Below are 17,402 nucleotides of genomic sequence, written 5' to 3' on the forward strand. Positions count from 1 at the left end.
GCCTTTATTCATTGCATAACAAATCAAAATAATCGAAATTTCATTCATTCAAAATGAAATTACTTTTCCTTATATCCGACTGTTTTTTTTATCTTCTTATACTCTCAGCATAAAAACAGTATCTTTAAGACGCCAAAACTCCAAAAACCAGCATAAAATGCCAATCATAGCGATAAACAAAGGGAGGACGGGGGATATACAGCCTTTCTGACAGTGAGACAGATCACACTTCGCTCCCCATTCTCCTTGCGTTAAATCAATGTAAAAAAGCCTTAAATTTCAACATATTCATAAAGTTAATCGCCCTATAGCACATTTTTGCATAAATAAGATTGCCATTTGACCTGTGTGTGGATTCCCGATAACGTGGAAATCCGCTGGAAGCTTTCTGGATGAGCAGCCTGCTCATCATATTTATGCAGTAATTGAGATTCCCTCTGAAGCAAGTCCTCAAACTTGTTTGACCTATGCGAAAAGGATAAAGAGGGCGAATGCGAGGTAAGCGTATGACACGCAAACCCCGTCGCCATGCTCTTGGTGTGCCCGTGCGCAACGGTCCAGATGGGAATCCCGCAGAGCCTGGGGAGGTTCACTGATATGTTGTACGATAAATCCCTTGAGAGGGATAACTGTGGTTTCGGCCTGATCGCCCACATAGAAGGCGAACCTAGCCACAAGGTAGTGCGTACCGCCATACACGCACTGGCCCGCATGCAGCACCGTGGCGCAATTCTAGCCGATGGTAAAACCGGCGATGGTTGCGGTTTGCTGTTACAAAAACCTGACCGCTTTTTCCGCATCGTGGCGCAAGAGCGCGGCTGGCGTTTAGCTAAAAACTATGCCGTCGGCATGATCTTTTTAAATAAAGACGCTGAACTGGCTGCGGCTTCTCGTCGCATTGTCGAAGAAGAATTACAGCAGGAGACCCTGTCGATTGTCGGCTGGCGCGACGTGCCGACCAACGAAGGTGTTCTCGGTGAAATCGCCCTCTCCTCCCTGCCTCGTATCGAGCAAATTTTTGTCAACGCCCCTGCGGGCTGGCGTCCGCGTGATATGGAGCGCCGCCTGTTCATCGCGCGCCGTCGCATCGAAAAACGCCTCCAGGACGATAAAGACTTCTACGTGTGTAGCTTGTCGAACCTGGTCAATATCTATAAAGGTCTGTGTATGCCGGCGGATCTGCCGCGCTTTTACCTGGACCTGGCGGACCTGCGTCTGGAATCGGCCATCTGCCTGTTCCACCAGCGCTTCTCCACCAATACCGTACCGCGCTGGCCGCTGGCGCAACCGTTCCGCTACCTGGCGCATAACGGTGAAATCAACACCATCACCGGCAACCGCCAGTGGGCACGCGCACGTACCTATAAATTCCAGACACCGCTGATCCCTGACCTGCACGACGCCGCACCGTTCGTTAACGAAACCGGCTCCGACTCCAGCTCAATGGATAACATGCTGGAACTGCTGCTGGCTGGCGGGATGGACATTATCCGCGCCATGCGTTTACTGGTGCCGCCGGCCTGGCAGAACAACCCGGATATGGACCCGGAGCTGCGCGCGTTCTTTGACTTTAACTCCATGCACATGGAGCCGTGGGATGGCCCAGCGGGCATTGTTATGTCCGACGGCCGCTTTGCCGCCTGTAACCTTGACCGTAACGGCCTGCGTCCGGCGCGCTACGTCATCACCAAAGACAAGCTGATTACCTGCGCTTCTGAAGTTGGGATCTGGGATTATCAGCCGGATGAAGTCGTCGAGAAAGGTCGCGTCGGCCCTGGCGAGCTGATGGTTATCGATACCCGCAGCGGGCGCATTCTGCACTCCGTCGAAACCGATGACGATCTGAAAAGCCGCCATCCGTACAAAGAGTGGATGGAGAAGAACGTCCGCCGTCTGGTGCCGTTCGAAGACCTCGCAGACGATCAGGTCGGCAGCCGCGAACTGGACGATGACACGCTCGCCAGCTATCAGAAACAGTTTAACTACAGCGCCGAAGAGCTGGATTCCGTGATCCGCGTGCTCGGTGAAAACGGTCAGGAAGCGGTCGGCTCAATGGGTGATGATACCCCGTTTGCGGTGCTCTCAAGCCAGCCACGCATCATTTATGACTACTTCCGCCAGCAGTTCGCGCAGGTGACTAACCCGCCGATCGACCCGCTGCGTGAAGCGCACGTTATGTCGCTGGCCACCAGCATCGGTCGTGAGATGAACGTCTTCTGCGAAGCCGAAGGTCAGGCACACCGCCTGAGCTTTAAATCGCCGATCCTGCTGTACTCCGATTTTACCCAGCTCACCACCATGAAAGAGGAGCATTACCGCGCCGACCGCCTGGATATCACCTTCGACGTGACCGAAACCACGCTCGAAGAGACCGTCAAAGCATTGTGCGATAAGGCGGAACAGATGGTGCGTAACGGTACGGTGCTGCTGGTGCTCTCTGACCGTAACATCGCGAAAAACCGCCTGCCGGTTCCGGCACCGATGGCCGTGGGCGCAGTGCAAACGCGTCTGGTAGAACAAAGTCTGCGTTGCGACGCCAACATCATCGTTGAAACCGCCAGCGCCCGCGACCCGCACCATTTTGCTGTCCTGCTCGGCTTTGGCGCGACGGCCATTTACCCGTATCTCGCGTATGAAACGCTGGGACGGCTGATCGACACTCAGGCGATTGCCAAAGATTACCGGACCGTGATGCTGAACTACCGTAACGGCATCAACAAAGGTCTGTACAAAATCATGTCCAAAATGGGCATTTCGACCATCGCCTCTTACCGCTGCTCGAAGCTGTTTGAAGCGGTTGGTCTGCACGATGATGTCGTGGCGCTGTGCTTCCAGGGCGTGGTCAGCCGCATCAGCGGCGCAGGGTTTAGCGACTTCCAGCAGGATCTGCTGAACCTCTCCAAACATGCATGGCTGGCACGTAAACCTATCAGCCAGGGCGGTTTGCTCAAATACGTCCACGGCGGCGAATACCATGCCTACAACCCGGACGTGGTGCGCACGCTGCAACAGGCGGTACAAAGCGGCGAGTACAGCGACTATCAGGAATATGCCAAGCTGGTCAATGAGCGTCCGGCGGCCACGCTGCGCGATCTGCTGGCGATTACGCCTGGCGATGAAGCCGTAAGCATTAGCGAAGTAGAACCCGCGACCGAACTGTTTAAACGCTTTGATACCGCAGCTATGTCCATCGGCGCATTAAGCCCCGAAGCACACGAAGCGCTGGCCGAAGCCATGAACAGCATCGGCGGCAACTCGAACTCCGGTGAAGGCGGTGAAGACCCGGCGCGCTATGGCACCAATAAAGTGTCGCGCATTAAGCAGGTTGCTTCCGGTCGCTTTGGCGTAACCCCGGCGTATCTGGTCAACGCCGATGTCATCCAGATTAAAGTCGCTCAGGGCGCGAAACCTGGCGAAGGCGGTCAGTTACCGGGTGATAAAGTCACCCCGTACATCGCCAAACTGCGCTATTCGGTGCCGGGCGTGACGCTGATCTCCCCGCCGCCGCACCACGATATTTACTCTATCGAAGACTTAGCGCAGCTGATTTTCGACCTCAAACAGGTCAACCCGAAAGCGATGATCTCCGTGAAGCTGGTTTCCGAACCAGGCGTTGGCACCATCGCCACAGGCGTGGCGAAAGCCTATGCGGATCTGATCACCATTGCTGGCTACGATGGCGGTACCGGCGCAAGCCCGCTCTCCTCGGTGAAATATGCGGGCTGCCCGTGGGAACTTGGTCTGGTGGAAACCCAGCAGGCGCTGGTCGCTAACGGTCTGCGTCACAAGATTCGTCTGCAGGTTGATGGCGGTCTGAAAACCGGTGTCGATATCATTAAAGCGGCGATTCTGGGTGCGGAAAGCTTCGGCTTCGGTACCGGTCCAATGGTGGCGCTGGGCTGTAAATACCTGCGTATTTGCCACCTGAACAACTGCGCAACCGGCGTGGCGACTCAGGATGACAAACTGCGTAAGAACCACTATCACGGCCTGCCGTTCAAAGTGACTAACTACTTTGAATTTATCGCCCGCGAAGTCCGTGAGCTGATGGCGCAACTGGGTGTGAAGCGTCTGGTGGATCTGATTGGTCGTACCGACCTGCTCAAAGAGCTGGAAGGGTTTACCGCCAAGCAACAGAAACTGGAACTGTCTCGTCTGCTGGAAACCGCAGAACCGCATCCGGGTAAAGCGCTGCATTGCACCGAGAACAACCCGCCGTTTGATAACGGCGTGCTGAACGCTCAGTTGTTACAGCAAGCGAAACCGTTTGTCGACGAGCGCCAGAGCAAAACCTTCTGGTTCGATATCCGCAACACCGACCGTTCTGTTGGCGCGTCGCTGTCGGGCTATATCGCGCAAACGCATGGCGATCAGGGGCTGGCGTCTGACCCAATCAAAGCGCACTTCAGCGGTACCGCAGGCCAGAGCTTCGGCGTGTGGAACGCGGGCGGCGTGGAGTTGTATCTGACCGGTGATGCCAACGACTATGTCGGTAAAGGTATGGCGGGCGGTCTGCTGGCAGTGCGTCCTCCGGTTGGCTCTGCTTTCCGTAGCCATGAGGCGAGCATCATTGGTAACACCTGTCTGTATGGCGCCACCGGTGGCCGCCTGTTTGCCGCGGGTCGTGCGGGTGAGCGCTTTGCAGTACGTAACTCCGGCGCAATCACCGTGGTTGAAGGTATTGGCGACAACGGCTGCGAATATATGACCGGCGGCATCGTCTGTATTCTCGGAAAAACGGGCGTCAACTTCGGAGCGGGTATGACGGGTGGATTCGCCTACGTGCTCGACGAAGACGGTGAGTTCCGCAAACGCGTGAACCCGGAACTGGTAGAAGTGCTGAACGTGGACTCGCTGGCTATCCACGAGGAACACCTGCGCGGTTTGATTACCGAGCACGTACAGCATACCGGCTCTTCACACGGCGAAGAGATCCTGGCTAACTGGCCAGCATTCTCGGCGAAATTCGCGCTGGTAAAACCAAAATCCAGTGATGTGAAAGCACTGTTGGGTCACCGTAGTCGTAGCGCAGCAGAGCTGCGTGTGCAGGCGCAGTAAGGGGTAGCAGCAATGAGTCAGAACGTATACCAATTTATCGACCTGCAGCGCGTTGATCCGCCTAAGAAGCCGCTGAAGATCCGTAAGATCGAGTTTATCGAGATCTACGAGCCGTTTTCCGAAGGCCAGGCCAAAGCACAGGCAGACCGCTGCCTGTCCTGCGGTAACCCGTACTGCGAGTGGAAGTGTCCGGTGCATAACTACATCCCGAACTGGCTGAAACTGGCGAACGAGGGGCGTATTTTTGAAGCAGCAGAACTGTCGCACCAGACCAACACTCTGCCGGAAGTCTGTGGCCGCGTGTGCCCGCAGGATCGTCTGTGTGAAGGATCCTGTACGCTGAACGATGAGTTCGGCGCGGTGACTATCGGTAACATCGAGCGCTATATCAACGATAAAGCATTCGAAATGGGCTGGCGCCCGGATATGACCGGCGTGCGTCAAACCGACAAGCGCGTGGCGATCATCGGTGCCGGTCCGGCAGGCCTGGCCTGTGCTGATGTGCTGACCCGCAACGGCGTGAAGGCGGTGGTATTTGACCGCCACCCGGAAATCGGCGGTCTGCTGACCTTCGGTATTCCAGCCTTCAAACTGGAAAAAGAGGTGATGACCCGCCGTCGTGAAATCTTCACCGATATGGGCATTGAGTTCAAATTGAACGTGGAAGTGGGCCGCGATGTACAGCTTGACGATCTGCTGAAAGATTATGACGCCGTGTTCCTTGGCGTAGGTACCTATCAGTCGATGCGCGGTGGGCTGGAAAACGAAGACGCTTCCGGTGTGTTTGATGCCCTGCCGTTCCTGATCGCCAATACCAAACAGTTGATGGGCTTTGGCGAAAGCAGCGACGAGCCGTACATCAGCATGGAAGGCAAACGCGTCGTCGTTCTCGGCGGTGGCGATACCGCGATGGACTGCGTGCGGACCTCGGTTCGCCAGAACGCAGCACATGTCATCTGCGCTTATCGTCGTGACGAAGAGAACATGCCGGGTTCCAAACGCGAAGTGAAAAATGCGCGTGAAGAAGGCGTCGAATTCCAGTTCAACGTCCAGCCTTTAGGCGTGGAAGTGAACGCCAACGGTAAGGTATGCGGTGTGAAAATGGCGCGTACCGAAATGGGTGAACCGGATGCGAAGGGCCGTCGCCGTGCGGAGATCGTCGCCGGTTCCGAACACGTTGTTCCGGCAGATGCGGTGGTACTGGCATTTGGCTTCCGTCCGCACAGTATGGAGTGGCTGGCAAAACACAGCGTCGAACTGGATTCTCAGGGCCGCATTATTGCTCCAGAGCGCAGCGACAACGCCTTCCAGACCAGCAACCCGAAAATCTTCGCCGGTGGCGACATCGTGCGCGGTTCGGATCTGGTAGTCACCGCGATTGCCGAAGGTCGTAAAGCGGCAGACGGTATCCTGAACTACCTGGAAGTGTAATACAGCCTCTTAAGGCATCTCATCTGCCCTGGTGGGTGAGATGCCAAATTCCTGCCGCAATACCGCCAAACCTGCCGATTAAGCCAGTCTGACAACACGTTTAGTAAACAGGGCAAATAACCTTAACACCCCAAACAGATCAACATCATGAATAATAACCATGTAAAAACCAGACGAAAACGTTTGCTTTACGTTGAGAACTGTATATTATGCGGCGGATTTTTTGGGCAAAATTCATGGAGGCGTTGTGTCGCAAGACAACAATTATAGCCAGGGCCCCGTCCCTCTGGCGGCGCGAAAAGGCGTAGTTCCACTAACATTTGTCATGTTGGGACTCACATTCTTTTCCGCCAGTATGTGGACCGGTGGCACACTCGGTACCGGTCTTTCTTATAATGATTTCTTCCTGGCAGTTCTCTTCGGTAATCTTCTCCTCGGTATTTACACTGCATTTCTCGGTTTTATCGGCGCAAAAACAGGGCTCTCAACCCACCTTCTGGCGCGTTACTCATTTGGTGTGAAAGGTTCATGGCTTCCCTCTCTGCTGTTAGGCGGCACACAGGTAGGCTGGTTTGGCGTTGGTGTGGCCATGTTTGCTATCCCGGTTGGCAAAGCGACGGGAATTGACGTCAATATCCTGATTGCGGTTTCCGGTCTGTTGATGACCCTGACCATCTTTTTTGGCATCTCAGCGCTGACCGTTTTATCTATCATCGCCGTGCCTGCCATCGTCGTACTTGGCAGCTACTCCGTCTGGCTGGCAGTGAGCGATGTCGGCGGTTTGGAGCATTTAAAAGCGATAGTGCCGCAAACGCCGCTGGATTTCTCCACCGCACTGGCGCTGGTAGTCGGCTCGTTTGTCAGCGCAGGGACGTTAACCGCTGACTTCGTCCGTTTTGGCCGCAACGCCAAAGGCGCGGTGCTGATCGCCATGGTGGCGTTTTTCCTTGGCAATTCGCTTATGTTCATCTTCGGCGCTGCGGGCGCGGCTGCGGTTGGACAGGCGGATATCTCTGACGTGATGATTGCCCAGGGACTGCTGCTGCCCGCGATCATCGTTCTCGGCCTGAATATCTGGACCACCAACGATAATGCGCTGTACGCATCGGGCCTGGGATTTGCCAATATTACCGGCCTTTCCAGCCGTACGCTGTCAGTGGCTAACGGTATTATTGGCACACTGTGCGCACTGTGGCTTTACAATAACTTTGTCGGCTGGCTGACATTTCTGTCGGCAGCGATTCCCCCGATTGGCGGGGTGATCATCGCCGACTATCTGCTGAACCATCGCCGCTATGCCGACTTCAGCAAAGCGCAATTTATTTCCGTAAACTGGATAGCGATCCTGTCCGTTGCACTGGGCATTGCCGCAGGTCACTATATTCCCGGCATCGTGCCCGTCAATGCCGTACTTGGCGGCGTATTCAGCTATATCCTGCTGAATCCACTTTTCAATCGCAGCCTTGCTAAATCCCCGGAGGTCAGCCATGCAGAATAATAACATCACCATTCATCAGGCGCGTTTACAGGGACGTGAAGGGTTATGGCAAATCACGATTGAAAACGGGCGCTTTAGCCGTATTGAGCCTCAAGACGCAGCGACGTTACCACAGGGTGAAGTGCTTGATGCTGAAGGTGGTCTGGCTATCCCACCGTTCGTTGAGCCACATATCCATCTGGACACTACGCAAACCGCGGGCGAGCCGAGCTGGAATCAGTCTGGTACGCTGTTTGAGGGGATTGAACGCTGGGCTGAACGTAAGGCAATGCTCACTCACGAAGACGTCAAAGCGCGCGCCATGCAGACCCTGAAGTGGCAGATGGCCAACGGCATCCAGTATGTCCGTACTCACGTTGACGTTTCCGACCCTACGTTGACGGCGCTAAAAGCCATGCTGGAGGTGAAGCAAGAAGTCGCTCCGTGGGTAGAGCTACAGATTGTCGCGTTCCCGCAAGAAGGCATTCTTTCTTATCCCAACGGTGAAGCGCTCCTGGAGGAAGCCGTGCGTCTGGGCGCCGACGTCATTGGCGCGATCCCGCACTTTGAATTCACGCGTGAATATGGCGTAGAGTCGCTGCATAAGATTTTCGCTCTGGCGCAAAAATACGACAAACTTATCGACGTGCACTGTGACGAAATCGATGATGAGCAATCCCGCTTTGTTGAAACCGTTGCGGCGCTGGCGCATCGCTACAATATGGGCGAGCGCGTGACCGCCAGCCATACCACGGCGATGCATTCCTACAACGGCGCGTATGCTTCCCGTCTTTTCCGCCTGTTGAAAATGTCCGGCATTAACTTTGTCGCAAATCCACTGGTGAATATTCACCTGCAAGGGCGCTTTGACACTTATCCTAAGCGTCGTGGTGTTACGCGCGTCAAAGAGATGCTGGAAGCGGAGATCAACGTCTGCTTCGGTCATGATGACGTCTTCGATCCGTGGTACCCGCTGGGCACTGCGAATATGCTGCAGGTGCTGCATATGGGATTACACGTGTGCCAGCTGATGGGATACGGACAAATTAACGATGGGTTGAACCTGGTCACCACCCACAGCGCGAAAACCCTGCATCTGCAGGACTATGGTCTGAACGTGGGGAATTCTGCGAATCTGGTGATTTTGCCTGCAGAAAATGGGTTTGACGCGGTTCGTCGCCAGACGCCTGCCCGTTATTCCATTCGTCATGGTCGAGTCATTGCCGAGACGGTCCCAAGCCAAACCACACTGCATCTGACGCAGCCAGAAACGGTGACGTTTAAGCGCTAGGACGTTACATTCCATGTCGGATGGCGTAAGCTTTGCCATCCGACACAGTCTCTCATTCTCAAGCTTGTAATAAGTTGGCGCGGACTTTGATCACCACCTTTTTGATGTCCATCGGGGTCTGCACCACACAACCCGGTTTATGCGGCTCGCCCGGCATAAAAATCACAAATTTTCCCGGCTTCAGTACCATAGCCTGTTCATCGGCAATCTGGCTGCACAGCTGATAATCATCCTCGATGTGCATCTCTTCACAGTGACGAGCAGAATCGGTCATCCCGAACAGAATCCGTTCTTCGCCGGACAACAGCATCTGAATATCAATGTACTGCTGATGCAGCTCCGCTTTCTTATGCTCTGGGCTCTGCGTTGTAAATTGCATGACATTCATAAAAATATTCTCGCCCTGCAACGTGTAGCGCCCAGGCGTCTTCTCCTGCGGATTCGCCGCAATGGCAAGCGTTAACGCCTGCTGCAAGACCGGATGTAATCCGGCAGAAGGCAGTGAATTCAACGCATCTGATATCATCATCATTCTCCCTGGGCCAACAGCGCGGCCCCCAGTAATCCAGCGTCATGACGGTAATGCGCCGCCAGCAATTCCACGTGATAGGCCCAAGGCTCTTGTGCCAGATAATGTTCCACCAGCGCCAGATACCCTTCAGCCAGCCCAACGCTGCCGCCAATCACCACAATCTGGCAATCGGTCGTGGCCTTCACATCGGCAACAAGCCTTGCCAAAGTACGCGCCGAGCGATGGATCAACCGGCTTGCCTGCTCATCCCCCTGCCCGGCACAGCTAAAAATAGTTTTGGCGTCGCATCCGGCTAGCGCGCCTTCGGCAGCCGCCGCTATTCCACGACCGGATGCGATCGCCTCAACGCAGCCCACACGCCCGCAGCCGCACATGGGTCCATGGGGATCGGCCAGCGTATGTCCCAGATGCCCAGCCAGACCGCCGACTCCAGTCAGCAGTTTCCCACCGCTGACGACTCCCCCGCCAACGCCTGTGGAGACGGTAATAAACACCAGATCGCGGTACTCACCACCAAGCGCATGGTACTCAGCCCACGCCGCTGCCTGTGCGTCATTGACGGCCAGCGTCGGCAGGCCGGTGATTTGTTCCAGCGTTTGTGTCAGCGGAAAATGCATCAATCCGCCGAGGTTATGCGGATTCAGCGCCAGTAAAGCCCCCTCACGGATAATCCCCGTCGAGGCGATCGCCACCCGATTAGCACGCCCCTGTAGCGGGGCAACCAGTGTTTGTAACGCGGCGCGCAGCGCTTGCGGCGTTTTACTGACAGGCGTCGGCAGTTCACGCCGCTCGCGGACTTGCAGATTGTTGTCTATCAGCGCGGCAGCCAATTTGGTGCCGCCAATATCAATCGCCAGTGTGGTCATGACGCCGCCTCATGCATCGCGGTGGCGCTCTGTAGCTCTAAGAACGACATATTTCTTCCCTTACTGCTATTGCCCGGTTCAGCACCGGGCAATTGGATTAACTTTTGGATTTCACCATAGTGCTTTTGTCACCACCGAACGGCACGGCACCGCTAAACGGTCGACCATCAATGGCATCATGCGTACGCAACGCTTCAGGACGCAGCCAGCGCTGTACACGGGACGGCATATCAAGACCAATCAGCAGGATCACTACAAATGTCAGACCGAAAGAGAGGGATCCCAGCGCGGTACCCAGATCCAGACGTTGGGCAATCAGCGCACCGATGATCGGTGCCAGCGCCCCGCCCAGTGCGCCCACGTTATAGGTGAAGCCCAGTCCCGCCGCACGCTGATCGGTATCGAAATAGCCGCCAATCAGTTTTGGTAAGATCCCGGAGATCCCCTGGCCGAGCATTTGCTGGAAAAACAGCAGTAAACCCAGTACCCAGACGTTTGAACCGCCTATCGCAAATACCGGTATAATCAGCAACTGCGAGGCCAGCAGACTGCAGACATAGGCTTTACGCGTGCCCAGCCAGTCGCCAAGAAAACCGCCGACGCAACAACCGACCGCCGCACCAAAGCCGCTAAAGAAGAGCACCCTGGCCACCGTGGAAGGATCGTACAGCAGTTCGGTTTTCAGATAGGTTGGCAACAGCGCCTGAATCGGCCACGAGTACAGGAAGGCAAACAGCACAACCACCATCAGCATGACGCCCGTCGGCCAGCGTTTCCCGCTGCTTTGCACCATAAAGCTAATGAAGATAAACGCGCATATCAGCCCCAGGACCGCCACAATAGCCGCATTTTGCAGGTCGCCCGCAAAGCAGAACCACAGCGCGGTGGCAGCAGCGAGCGTCATCAGAATATTAATTACCCGATGCTCGCCCCGGTAGAGAATGTCCACCATCGTGCGCACTGGCGCTTTGCCTTCGTGTTTCTCTTTCCAGTCTTCCGCTTCCGGAATATTTTTACGCAGCCAGAGGGCGAAGATAATTGGCAGGATGCCGATGAAGAACAGCGCACGCCACCCCCAGACCGGAACCACCAGGCTGTAGACCTGGGCGGCGATCACGGCACCAACGGAAAAGCCTGAAATCAGGAAACCACTGGCTTTGTTTCGCAGGTGTTTAGGCCAACTTTCAATAACATAGGTTGCACTGGAGCCGTACTCACCCGCCATTCCCATACCGATAACCAGGCGGGCGATAAACATGGTGGTGTAGCCCGGCGCGAAACCGCAGGCCAGCGTTCCCACCGAGAACAGAATGATGCTGGTGACCATTGCCAGGCGGCGTCCGTAGCGGTCGCCCATTGCCCCCAGCATTAACCCGCCAAACCAACGGGAGATAAAGGCGGCCGAGATCAGGCTGGCGGCCTGCACCGTCGTCAATCCGAATTCGCCCTGCACTTCTGTCAGCACCAGGGCGATTAACACAAAATCGAAACCATCAAGCAAATATCCCAGCCAGGCGGCGGAAAATGCCCGCCATTGTGCCCGATTGAGATGGCGATACCACGGGATGCTCTGGGTAGAAGTACTCATTTTACTCTCCCGATGATTTTGTTGTTGTGCCGGGTGGTGGCTTTGCCTTACCCGGCCTACGGTCGAAAAATCCAGGCCGGGCAAGCGAAGCGCCCCCGGCGACCCGTGATTACGCCTTTTCCGCCAGCAGTTGGTTTGCCAGCGCTTTCAGTTCCGGCAGAAAGCGTTCATCTACCGGAGCAAAGGGTTTACGGCACAGTGGAACAGAAACCACATCCATATAGTGCAGTACTGTTTTCAGACCGCGGAACACGCCAACCTTAATAAGCAGATCGATAACCTTATTGCACTCGGTTTGCAGCTTTTGCGCCGTCCGGATGTCACCTTCTTTGAGCGCTTTCACAATTCCCTGATAGCGCCATCCCATGATGTTGTAAGTGCTACCGATACCGCCATCTGCGCCCGCGAGCAGCCCAGAAGCGAAGATTTCGTCATAGCCGTTATAAAGCACCAGATCGGGATGAGCGCGGCGGATCTGTTCCATCTGATAGAGATCGCCCGAAGTTTGCTTCAGTGCGCCAACGCCTGGCAGCGTCACCAGCGTGTTGATCTGATCCAGCGTCAGTTTTACGCCGCTCAGCGCCGGAATGTTATAGACCACCATCGGTAAACCATCAGCAGAATCAATAATTGCGCGGTAGTGATCGCAGTGCTCTTCAAAGCTAAACGGATAGTAAAACGGTGTGACGGCCGAAACCGCATCAAAGCCGTAGCGATGCGCGGCGCTCGCCAGCTGTTGGCTCTCTTCGGTGCTCACCGTGCCAACGTGGGCGATCAGCGTCACCTTGCCCTTTGCCTCTTCGGCAACAATTTCCAGTACCTGCTCTCTTTCAACGCGGTTTTGGACAAAGGCCTCACCCGTTGAGCCACCGACATAGAGCCCGTCTACACCCTGACCAATGTTGAAACGCACCAGGCGGCGCAAACTCTCGATGTCCAGTCGCTGTTGGTTATCGAATGGGGTTAACAACGCTGGCATTACGCCTTTTAAATCTCTTGCCATAACGACCTCTGATGATGATTAGTGTTATCTGACTGCATACCTTTATACCTGTTATACCAGATCAAATAAGCAGCAATACAATAGAGAACGCTTATAGTGCGATCTACTTCACTAAACGATCGTCAGGATCGCGATCACTTACGCGATTTTTTACTTTTGCTGAAGGCGTGCCAGGTCGCGGAAACGCTATTGAGATGTTCTTGCAGTGCGCGGTCAGCTTCTTCAGGATCGCGCTGGCGAATAGCTTCTACAATCGCGATATGCTGCTGATAACTCACGTTGTTGTGCTCATACAACTCTTGATCGGCGACGGTCGGACGGGCGGCAATCAGCCAATCTAACAGCGCAACATGGATAGCCATAAAGATAGGATTGCCCGGGATCTCAGCCAGTACACGGTGAAAATCAACGTCCGAGCGGATGAACAACGTATTGTCATCGAGCGACTGGCTGTTGATCTCCAGTGCTTTAGCCAGTCTGTCGATTTGCTCATCTGTCGCATGTTCGGCGGCGTATCGTACCAGGCTGGATTCAAAGAACAGTCGCAACTGCTCGAAGTGGGCAATGCCGCCGGGATGTGCGAGGAAATCTTTCGCCATACCTGACAGCTCGCTAATGATGGTATCAGCTGAAGGACGCGAAACGCGGGCGCGCTCGCCGTTGTTGATTTGTACCAGACCTTTGCGTTTTAACGCGGCCAGCGCTTCTCGTACAGAAGGACGGCCCACGTTAAAGAAGGCCATCAGCTCCCGCTCAGACGGCAACTGTTCGCCCTCGCCAAATTCCCGACGACGAATCATCTGCTCCAGTTCTTCTTCAACCATTTCAGACAGTTTTTTACGCGCCAACGGGCGATTGCGTAAGCTACGGCCAATGGTGGATGGAGAGTCTTCAGCTTGCGAATCAAATGCGTTCATAGGGTCCATTCAGCTAAGTCGTGGTGACAAACAACAGCGGGTTTATCCTAACACAGGATCGAAAGCAGGGTGAAATGATGGACGATCTGATCCGGCTGGCCTATTGATAATATACGTAACAGCAATATTATTTTAAGCGAGTATCTTCTGCCTCATTTTAATTGAATGGAGTTAAATACCTTCATGAAAATTATGAATATGAACGTGATAATTTATCATAACCGTCTATTTTATAACGATAAATAATTACACCATCGAATTAAAAATAAGATATTCACTCCATAAAAAATGCCCAGAAAAATATAACATCCGTTTTGACAACAGCGTTATTACCGGATTTATCTTCTTCTCTGGCATGGAGTGAAACAATGTTCGGCATCATTATCTCTGTCATCGTTTTATTTACGATGGGTTACCTGATCCTCAAAAACTACAAACCGCAGGTCGTGCTGGCCGCCGCCGGGATCTTCCTGATGATCTGCGGCGTCTGGCTGGGCTACGGCGCGTTGGTCGCTAACGACAAAAGCAGTGGCTATCTACTGGTCGATATTTACAATGAAATTTTGCGTATGCTCTCCAACCGCGCGGCCGGACTGGGGTTATCAATCATGGCGGTGGGCGGTTATGCCCGTTATATGGACAGAATGGGGGCCAGCAGAGCGATGGTTAGCCTGTTAAGCCGCCCGCTCAAGCTAATCCGCTCCCCCTATGTAGTGCTTGCCGCCACCTATGTGATTGGTCAGATCATGGCGCAGTTCATTACCAGCGCATCCGGGTTAGGTATGTTGCTGATGGTGACGCTGTTCCCAACGCTGGTTAGCCTTGGCGTGAGCCGTTTATCCGCTGTTGCGGTCATTGCCACTTCGATGTCGATTGAATGGGGCATTCTGGAAACCAACTCTATTTTTGCCGCGCAGGTCGCGGGCATGAAAATCGCCACCTATTTCTTTCAATACCAGTTGCCCGTCGCGTCGTGTGTCATTGTCGCCGTCGCCATTGCGCATTTTTTCGTTCAGCGTCAATTTGATAAAAAAGCCGCACCGGAAAGTAACGGATTTGCGGAACAAAAGGCGCTGGAAAACGAACCCCCGCTCTATTACGCCATTTTGCCGGTGATGCCGCTGATCCTGATGCTGGGCTCGCTTGCCCTTGCACAAATGGGGCTAATGAAAGCAGAGTTGAATCTGGTGGTGGTGATGTTAATGAGCATGACGCTGACTATGTTTGTTGAATTCCTGCATAAACATAATCTGCGCGAAACGATGGATGATGTGCAGGCTTTTTTTGACGGCATGGGGACGCAGTTTGCCAACGTTGTCACCCTGGTGGTCGCGGGTGAAATCTTTGCGAAAGGGTTGACGACTATCGGGACTGTCGATGCCGTAATAAAAGGCGCAGAGCATTCCGGTCTTGGCGGTATCGGCGTGATGATCATCATGGCGGTGGTCATCGCCGCCTGCGCAATCGTCATGGGGTCAGGCAACGCGCCGTTTATGTCTTTTGCCAGCCTCATTCCGGATATTGCCGCCGGGCTGCATATTCCTGCGGTAGTAATGATTATGCCGATGCATTTTGCCACTACGCTTGCCCGCGCGGTGTCACCCATAACCGCTGTAATTGTCGTGACATCGGGTATTGCCGGCGTATCGCCCTTTGAAGTGGTAAAACGTACAGCAATCCCGATGGCAGTAGGATTTGTGGTGAATATGGTAGCCACCATCGCGCTGTTTTATTGATACCAAAGCCAGAAAACAGAACAGGCCCCAAAGGGCCTGTTTTTTATTTCACTACTTATTTCACTACGCGCAGCGCTGGACGCCCACCGCGAGGCGGTGGCGGAGTATCATCCGGATCGTTGTCGTCGCCATTATCAGGTTTATCGCCATCAATGACCGACATGACCGTTTCACTCTCAAAACCAGACGTGTCGTTGTCGTCATCATTTAAGCTGGCAACATCTTCGTCGTAGGCGGCTTCCGGTTCAAACATCGTACCGGCGCCATTTTCACGTGCATAAATTGCCAGAACGGCAGCCAACGGCACAGACACCTGACGCGGCACGCCACCGAAACGCGCGTTAAAGCGCACTTCATCGTTAGCCAGTTCCAGGTTGCCCACCGCACGCGGTGCAATATTCAGAACAATTTGCCCGTCACGCGCATATTCCATTGGAACCTGCACGTCCTGGAGCGTCACATCCACCACCAGATGCGGCGTGAGCTGGTTGTCCAGCAACCACTCATAGAACGCGCGCAGCAGATACGGACGGCGTGGTGTTAGCTGTGGCAAATCCATACAGGTTAACCCCGGCCCAGACGCATTTCACGTTCAGGCTCAGTCAGAGAAGCCAGGAAAGAGTCTCGTTCGAAGACGCGAGTCATATACCCTTTCAGTTCTTTCGAACCTGCACCGTTGAATTCAATACCCAGCTGCGGTAAACGCCACAGCAGCGGCGCCAGATAGCAGTCTACCAGGCTGAACTCATCGCTCAGGAAGTAAGGTTTCTGGCCAAATACTGGCGCGATTGCCAGCAGTTCTTCGCGCAGACGCTTACGCGCGACTTCGGCTTCAGATGCAGAACCGTTCACGATGACGTTCATCAGCGTGTACCAGTCTTTTTCAATACGCTGCATGTACAGGCGGCTTTCACCACGCGCAACCGGGTAAACCGGCATCAGCGGCGGATGCGGGAAGCGCTCATCCAGGTATTCCATAATGATGCGAGATTCCCACAGGGTCAGCTCACGATCCACCAGTGTCGGTACGCTCTGATTCGGGTTGAGGTCGATCAGATCCTGAGGTGGATTGTCCTTCTCCACATGCTCAATCTCGAAACTAACACCTTTCTCAGCCAGCACAATGCGGACCTGATGGCTATAGATGTCAGTAGGACCAGAAAACAGCGTCATTACCGAACGTTTGTTGGCAGCGACAGCCATGAAAACCTCCAGGTATATTCAGAATTTTTACTGCTACCAGCCACTCAGTGGCCAGCCAGAAGTGATGTCACCCAAACTCGGGAAAGTCATTACTGCTCAAAATGCAAACAAAAAATGAACGATACCGGACATTTGGGCAGAAAATTGGATGATAGTTTACCAGATTTTGTGACCTTTGTGGTGAGTCGATTCTTGAAATGGGGAAAAAGAGGTGGCAATCAGCGGATTACCGTGGTTCTGAGGCGAGAAATAACGATAAAAAAACCCGCCGAAGCGGGTTTTTTCGCAAATTGTCGTCTG

At 54.2% G+C, this 17,402-nt stretch carries 12 protein-coding genes; 5 read left to right on the top strand and 7 right to left on the bottom strand.

All coding sequences use genetic code 11. The features are described from left to right. Positions 1-597 precede the first annotated feature (597 nt). The 4 genes from gltB (at position 598) to OGY09_RS05485 (ending at position 9,257) form a co-directional block, all read left to right on the top strand. Complete coding sequence (gene gltB / locus OGY09_RS05470; protein ID WP_122973812.1) at positions 598-5,058, top strand: glutamate synthase large subunit; 4,461 nt, start codon at positions 598-600, stop codon at positions 5,056-5,058. A gap of 12 nt (positions 5,059-5,070) precedes the next feature. Next, a complete protein-coding gene (locus tag OGY09_RS05475; protein WP_032945128.1) occupies positions 5,071-6,489 on the top strand; it encodes a glutamate synthase small subunit in 1,419 nt (472 codons plus the stop codon). 247 nt (positions 6,490-6,736) lie between these two features. Continuing rightward, on the top strand, positions 6,737-7,987 hold the full coding sequence (codB, locus tag OGY09_RS05480) for a cytosine permease (protein WP_032945130.1): 1,251 nt from the start codon (positions 6,737-6,739) through the stop codon (positions 7,985-7,987). After that, positions 7,977-9,257 (top strand): cytosine deaminase, encoded by a 1,281-nt coding sequence (locus tag OGY09_RS05485; RefSeq protein WP_032945132.1) that lies wholly within the window; start codon positions 7,977-7,979, stop codon positions 9,255-9,257. Before codB ends, OGY09_RS05485 begins: the two co-directional genes overlap by 11 nt. A 58-nt stretch (positions 9,258-9,315) precedes the next feature. Here OGY09_RS05485 and nanQ read toward each other — a convergent pair whose 3' ends face one another. From nanQ to nanR, 5 genes are all read right to left on the bottom strand, one after another. Beyond that, entirely contained in the window at positions 9,316-9,783 is a 468-nt protein-coding gene (gene nanQ / locus OGY09_RS05490) for an N-acetylneuraminate anomerase (RefSeq protein ID WP_032945519.1), read from the bottom strand. A 2-nt stretch (positions 9,784-9,785) separates the two neighbouring features. Then, entirely contained in the window at positions 9,786-10,655 is an 870-nt protein-coding gene (nanK, locus tag OGY09_RS05495) for an N-acetylmannosamine kinase (protein WP_032945133.1), read from the bottom strand. A gap of 97 nt (positions 10,656-10,752) precedes the next feature. Continuing rightward, on the bottom strand, positions 10,753-12,243 hold the full coding sequence (locus OGY09_RS05500) for an MFS transporter (RefSeq protein WP_032945135.1): 1,491 nt from the start codon (positions 12,241-12,243) through the stop codon (positions 10,753-10,755). A 109-nt stretch (positions 12,244-12,352) separates the two neighbouring features. Further along, positions 12,353-13,246 (bottom strand): N-acetylneuraminate lyase, encoded by an 894-nt coding sequence (gene nanA, locus OGY09_RS05505; protein WP_032945137.1) that lies wholly within the window; start codon positions 13,244-13,246, stop codon positions 12,353-12,355. A 134-nt stretch (positions 13,247-13,380) separates the two neighbouring features. Then, entirely contained in the window at positions 13,381-14,172 is a 792-nt protein-coding gene (gene nanR, locus OGY09_RS05510; protein WP_032945138.1) for a transcriptional regulator NanR, read from the bottom strand. A gap of 359 nt (positions 14,173-14,531) precedes the next feature. Here nanR and dcuC point away from each other — a divergent pair, with 359 nt between their 5' ends. Then, entirely contained in the window at positions 14,532-15,899 is a 1,368-nt protein-coding gene (gene dcuC / locus OGY09_RS05515; protein WP_032945140.1) for an anaerobic C4-dicarboxylate transporter DcuC, read from the top strand. A 55-nt stretch (positions 15,900-15,954) separates the two neighbouring features. On the opposite strand, the gene sspB is transcribed toward dcuC, so the two are convergent. Together sspB and sspA are read right to left on the bottom strand one after the other, a co-directional pair. Next, positions 15,955-16,458 (bottom strand): ClpXP protease specificity-enhancing factor, encoded by a 504-nt coding sequence (gene sspB, locus OGY09_RS05520; RefSeq protein ID WP_032945142.1) that lies wholly within the window; start codon positions 16,456-16,458, stop codon positions 15,955-15,957. A gap of 5 nt (positions 16,459-16,463) precedes the next feature. Beyond that, complete coding sequence (sspA, locus tag OGY09_RS05525; protein ID WP_003025132.1) at positions 16,464-17,102, bottom strand: stringent starvation protein SspA; 639 nt, start codon at positions 17,100-17,102, stop codon at positions 16,464-16,466. Positions 17,103-17,402 lie beyond the last annotated feature (300 nt).

Origin of the sequence: Citrobacter sp. Cpo071, from assembly GCF_030332765.1 — a bacterium.
Classification (GTDB): domain Bacteria; phylum Pseudomonadota; class Gammaproteobacteria; order Enterobacterales; family Enterobacteriaceae; genus Citrobacter; species Citrobacter portucalensis.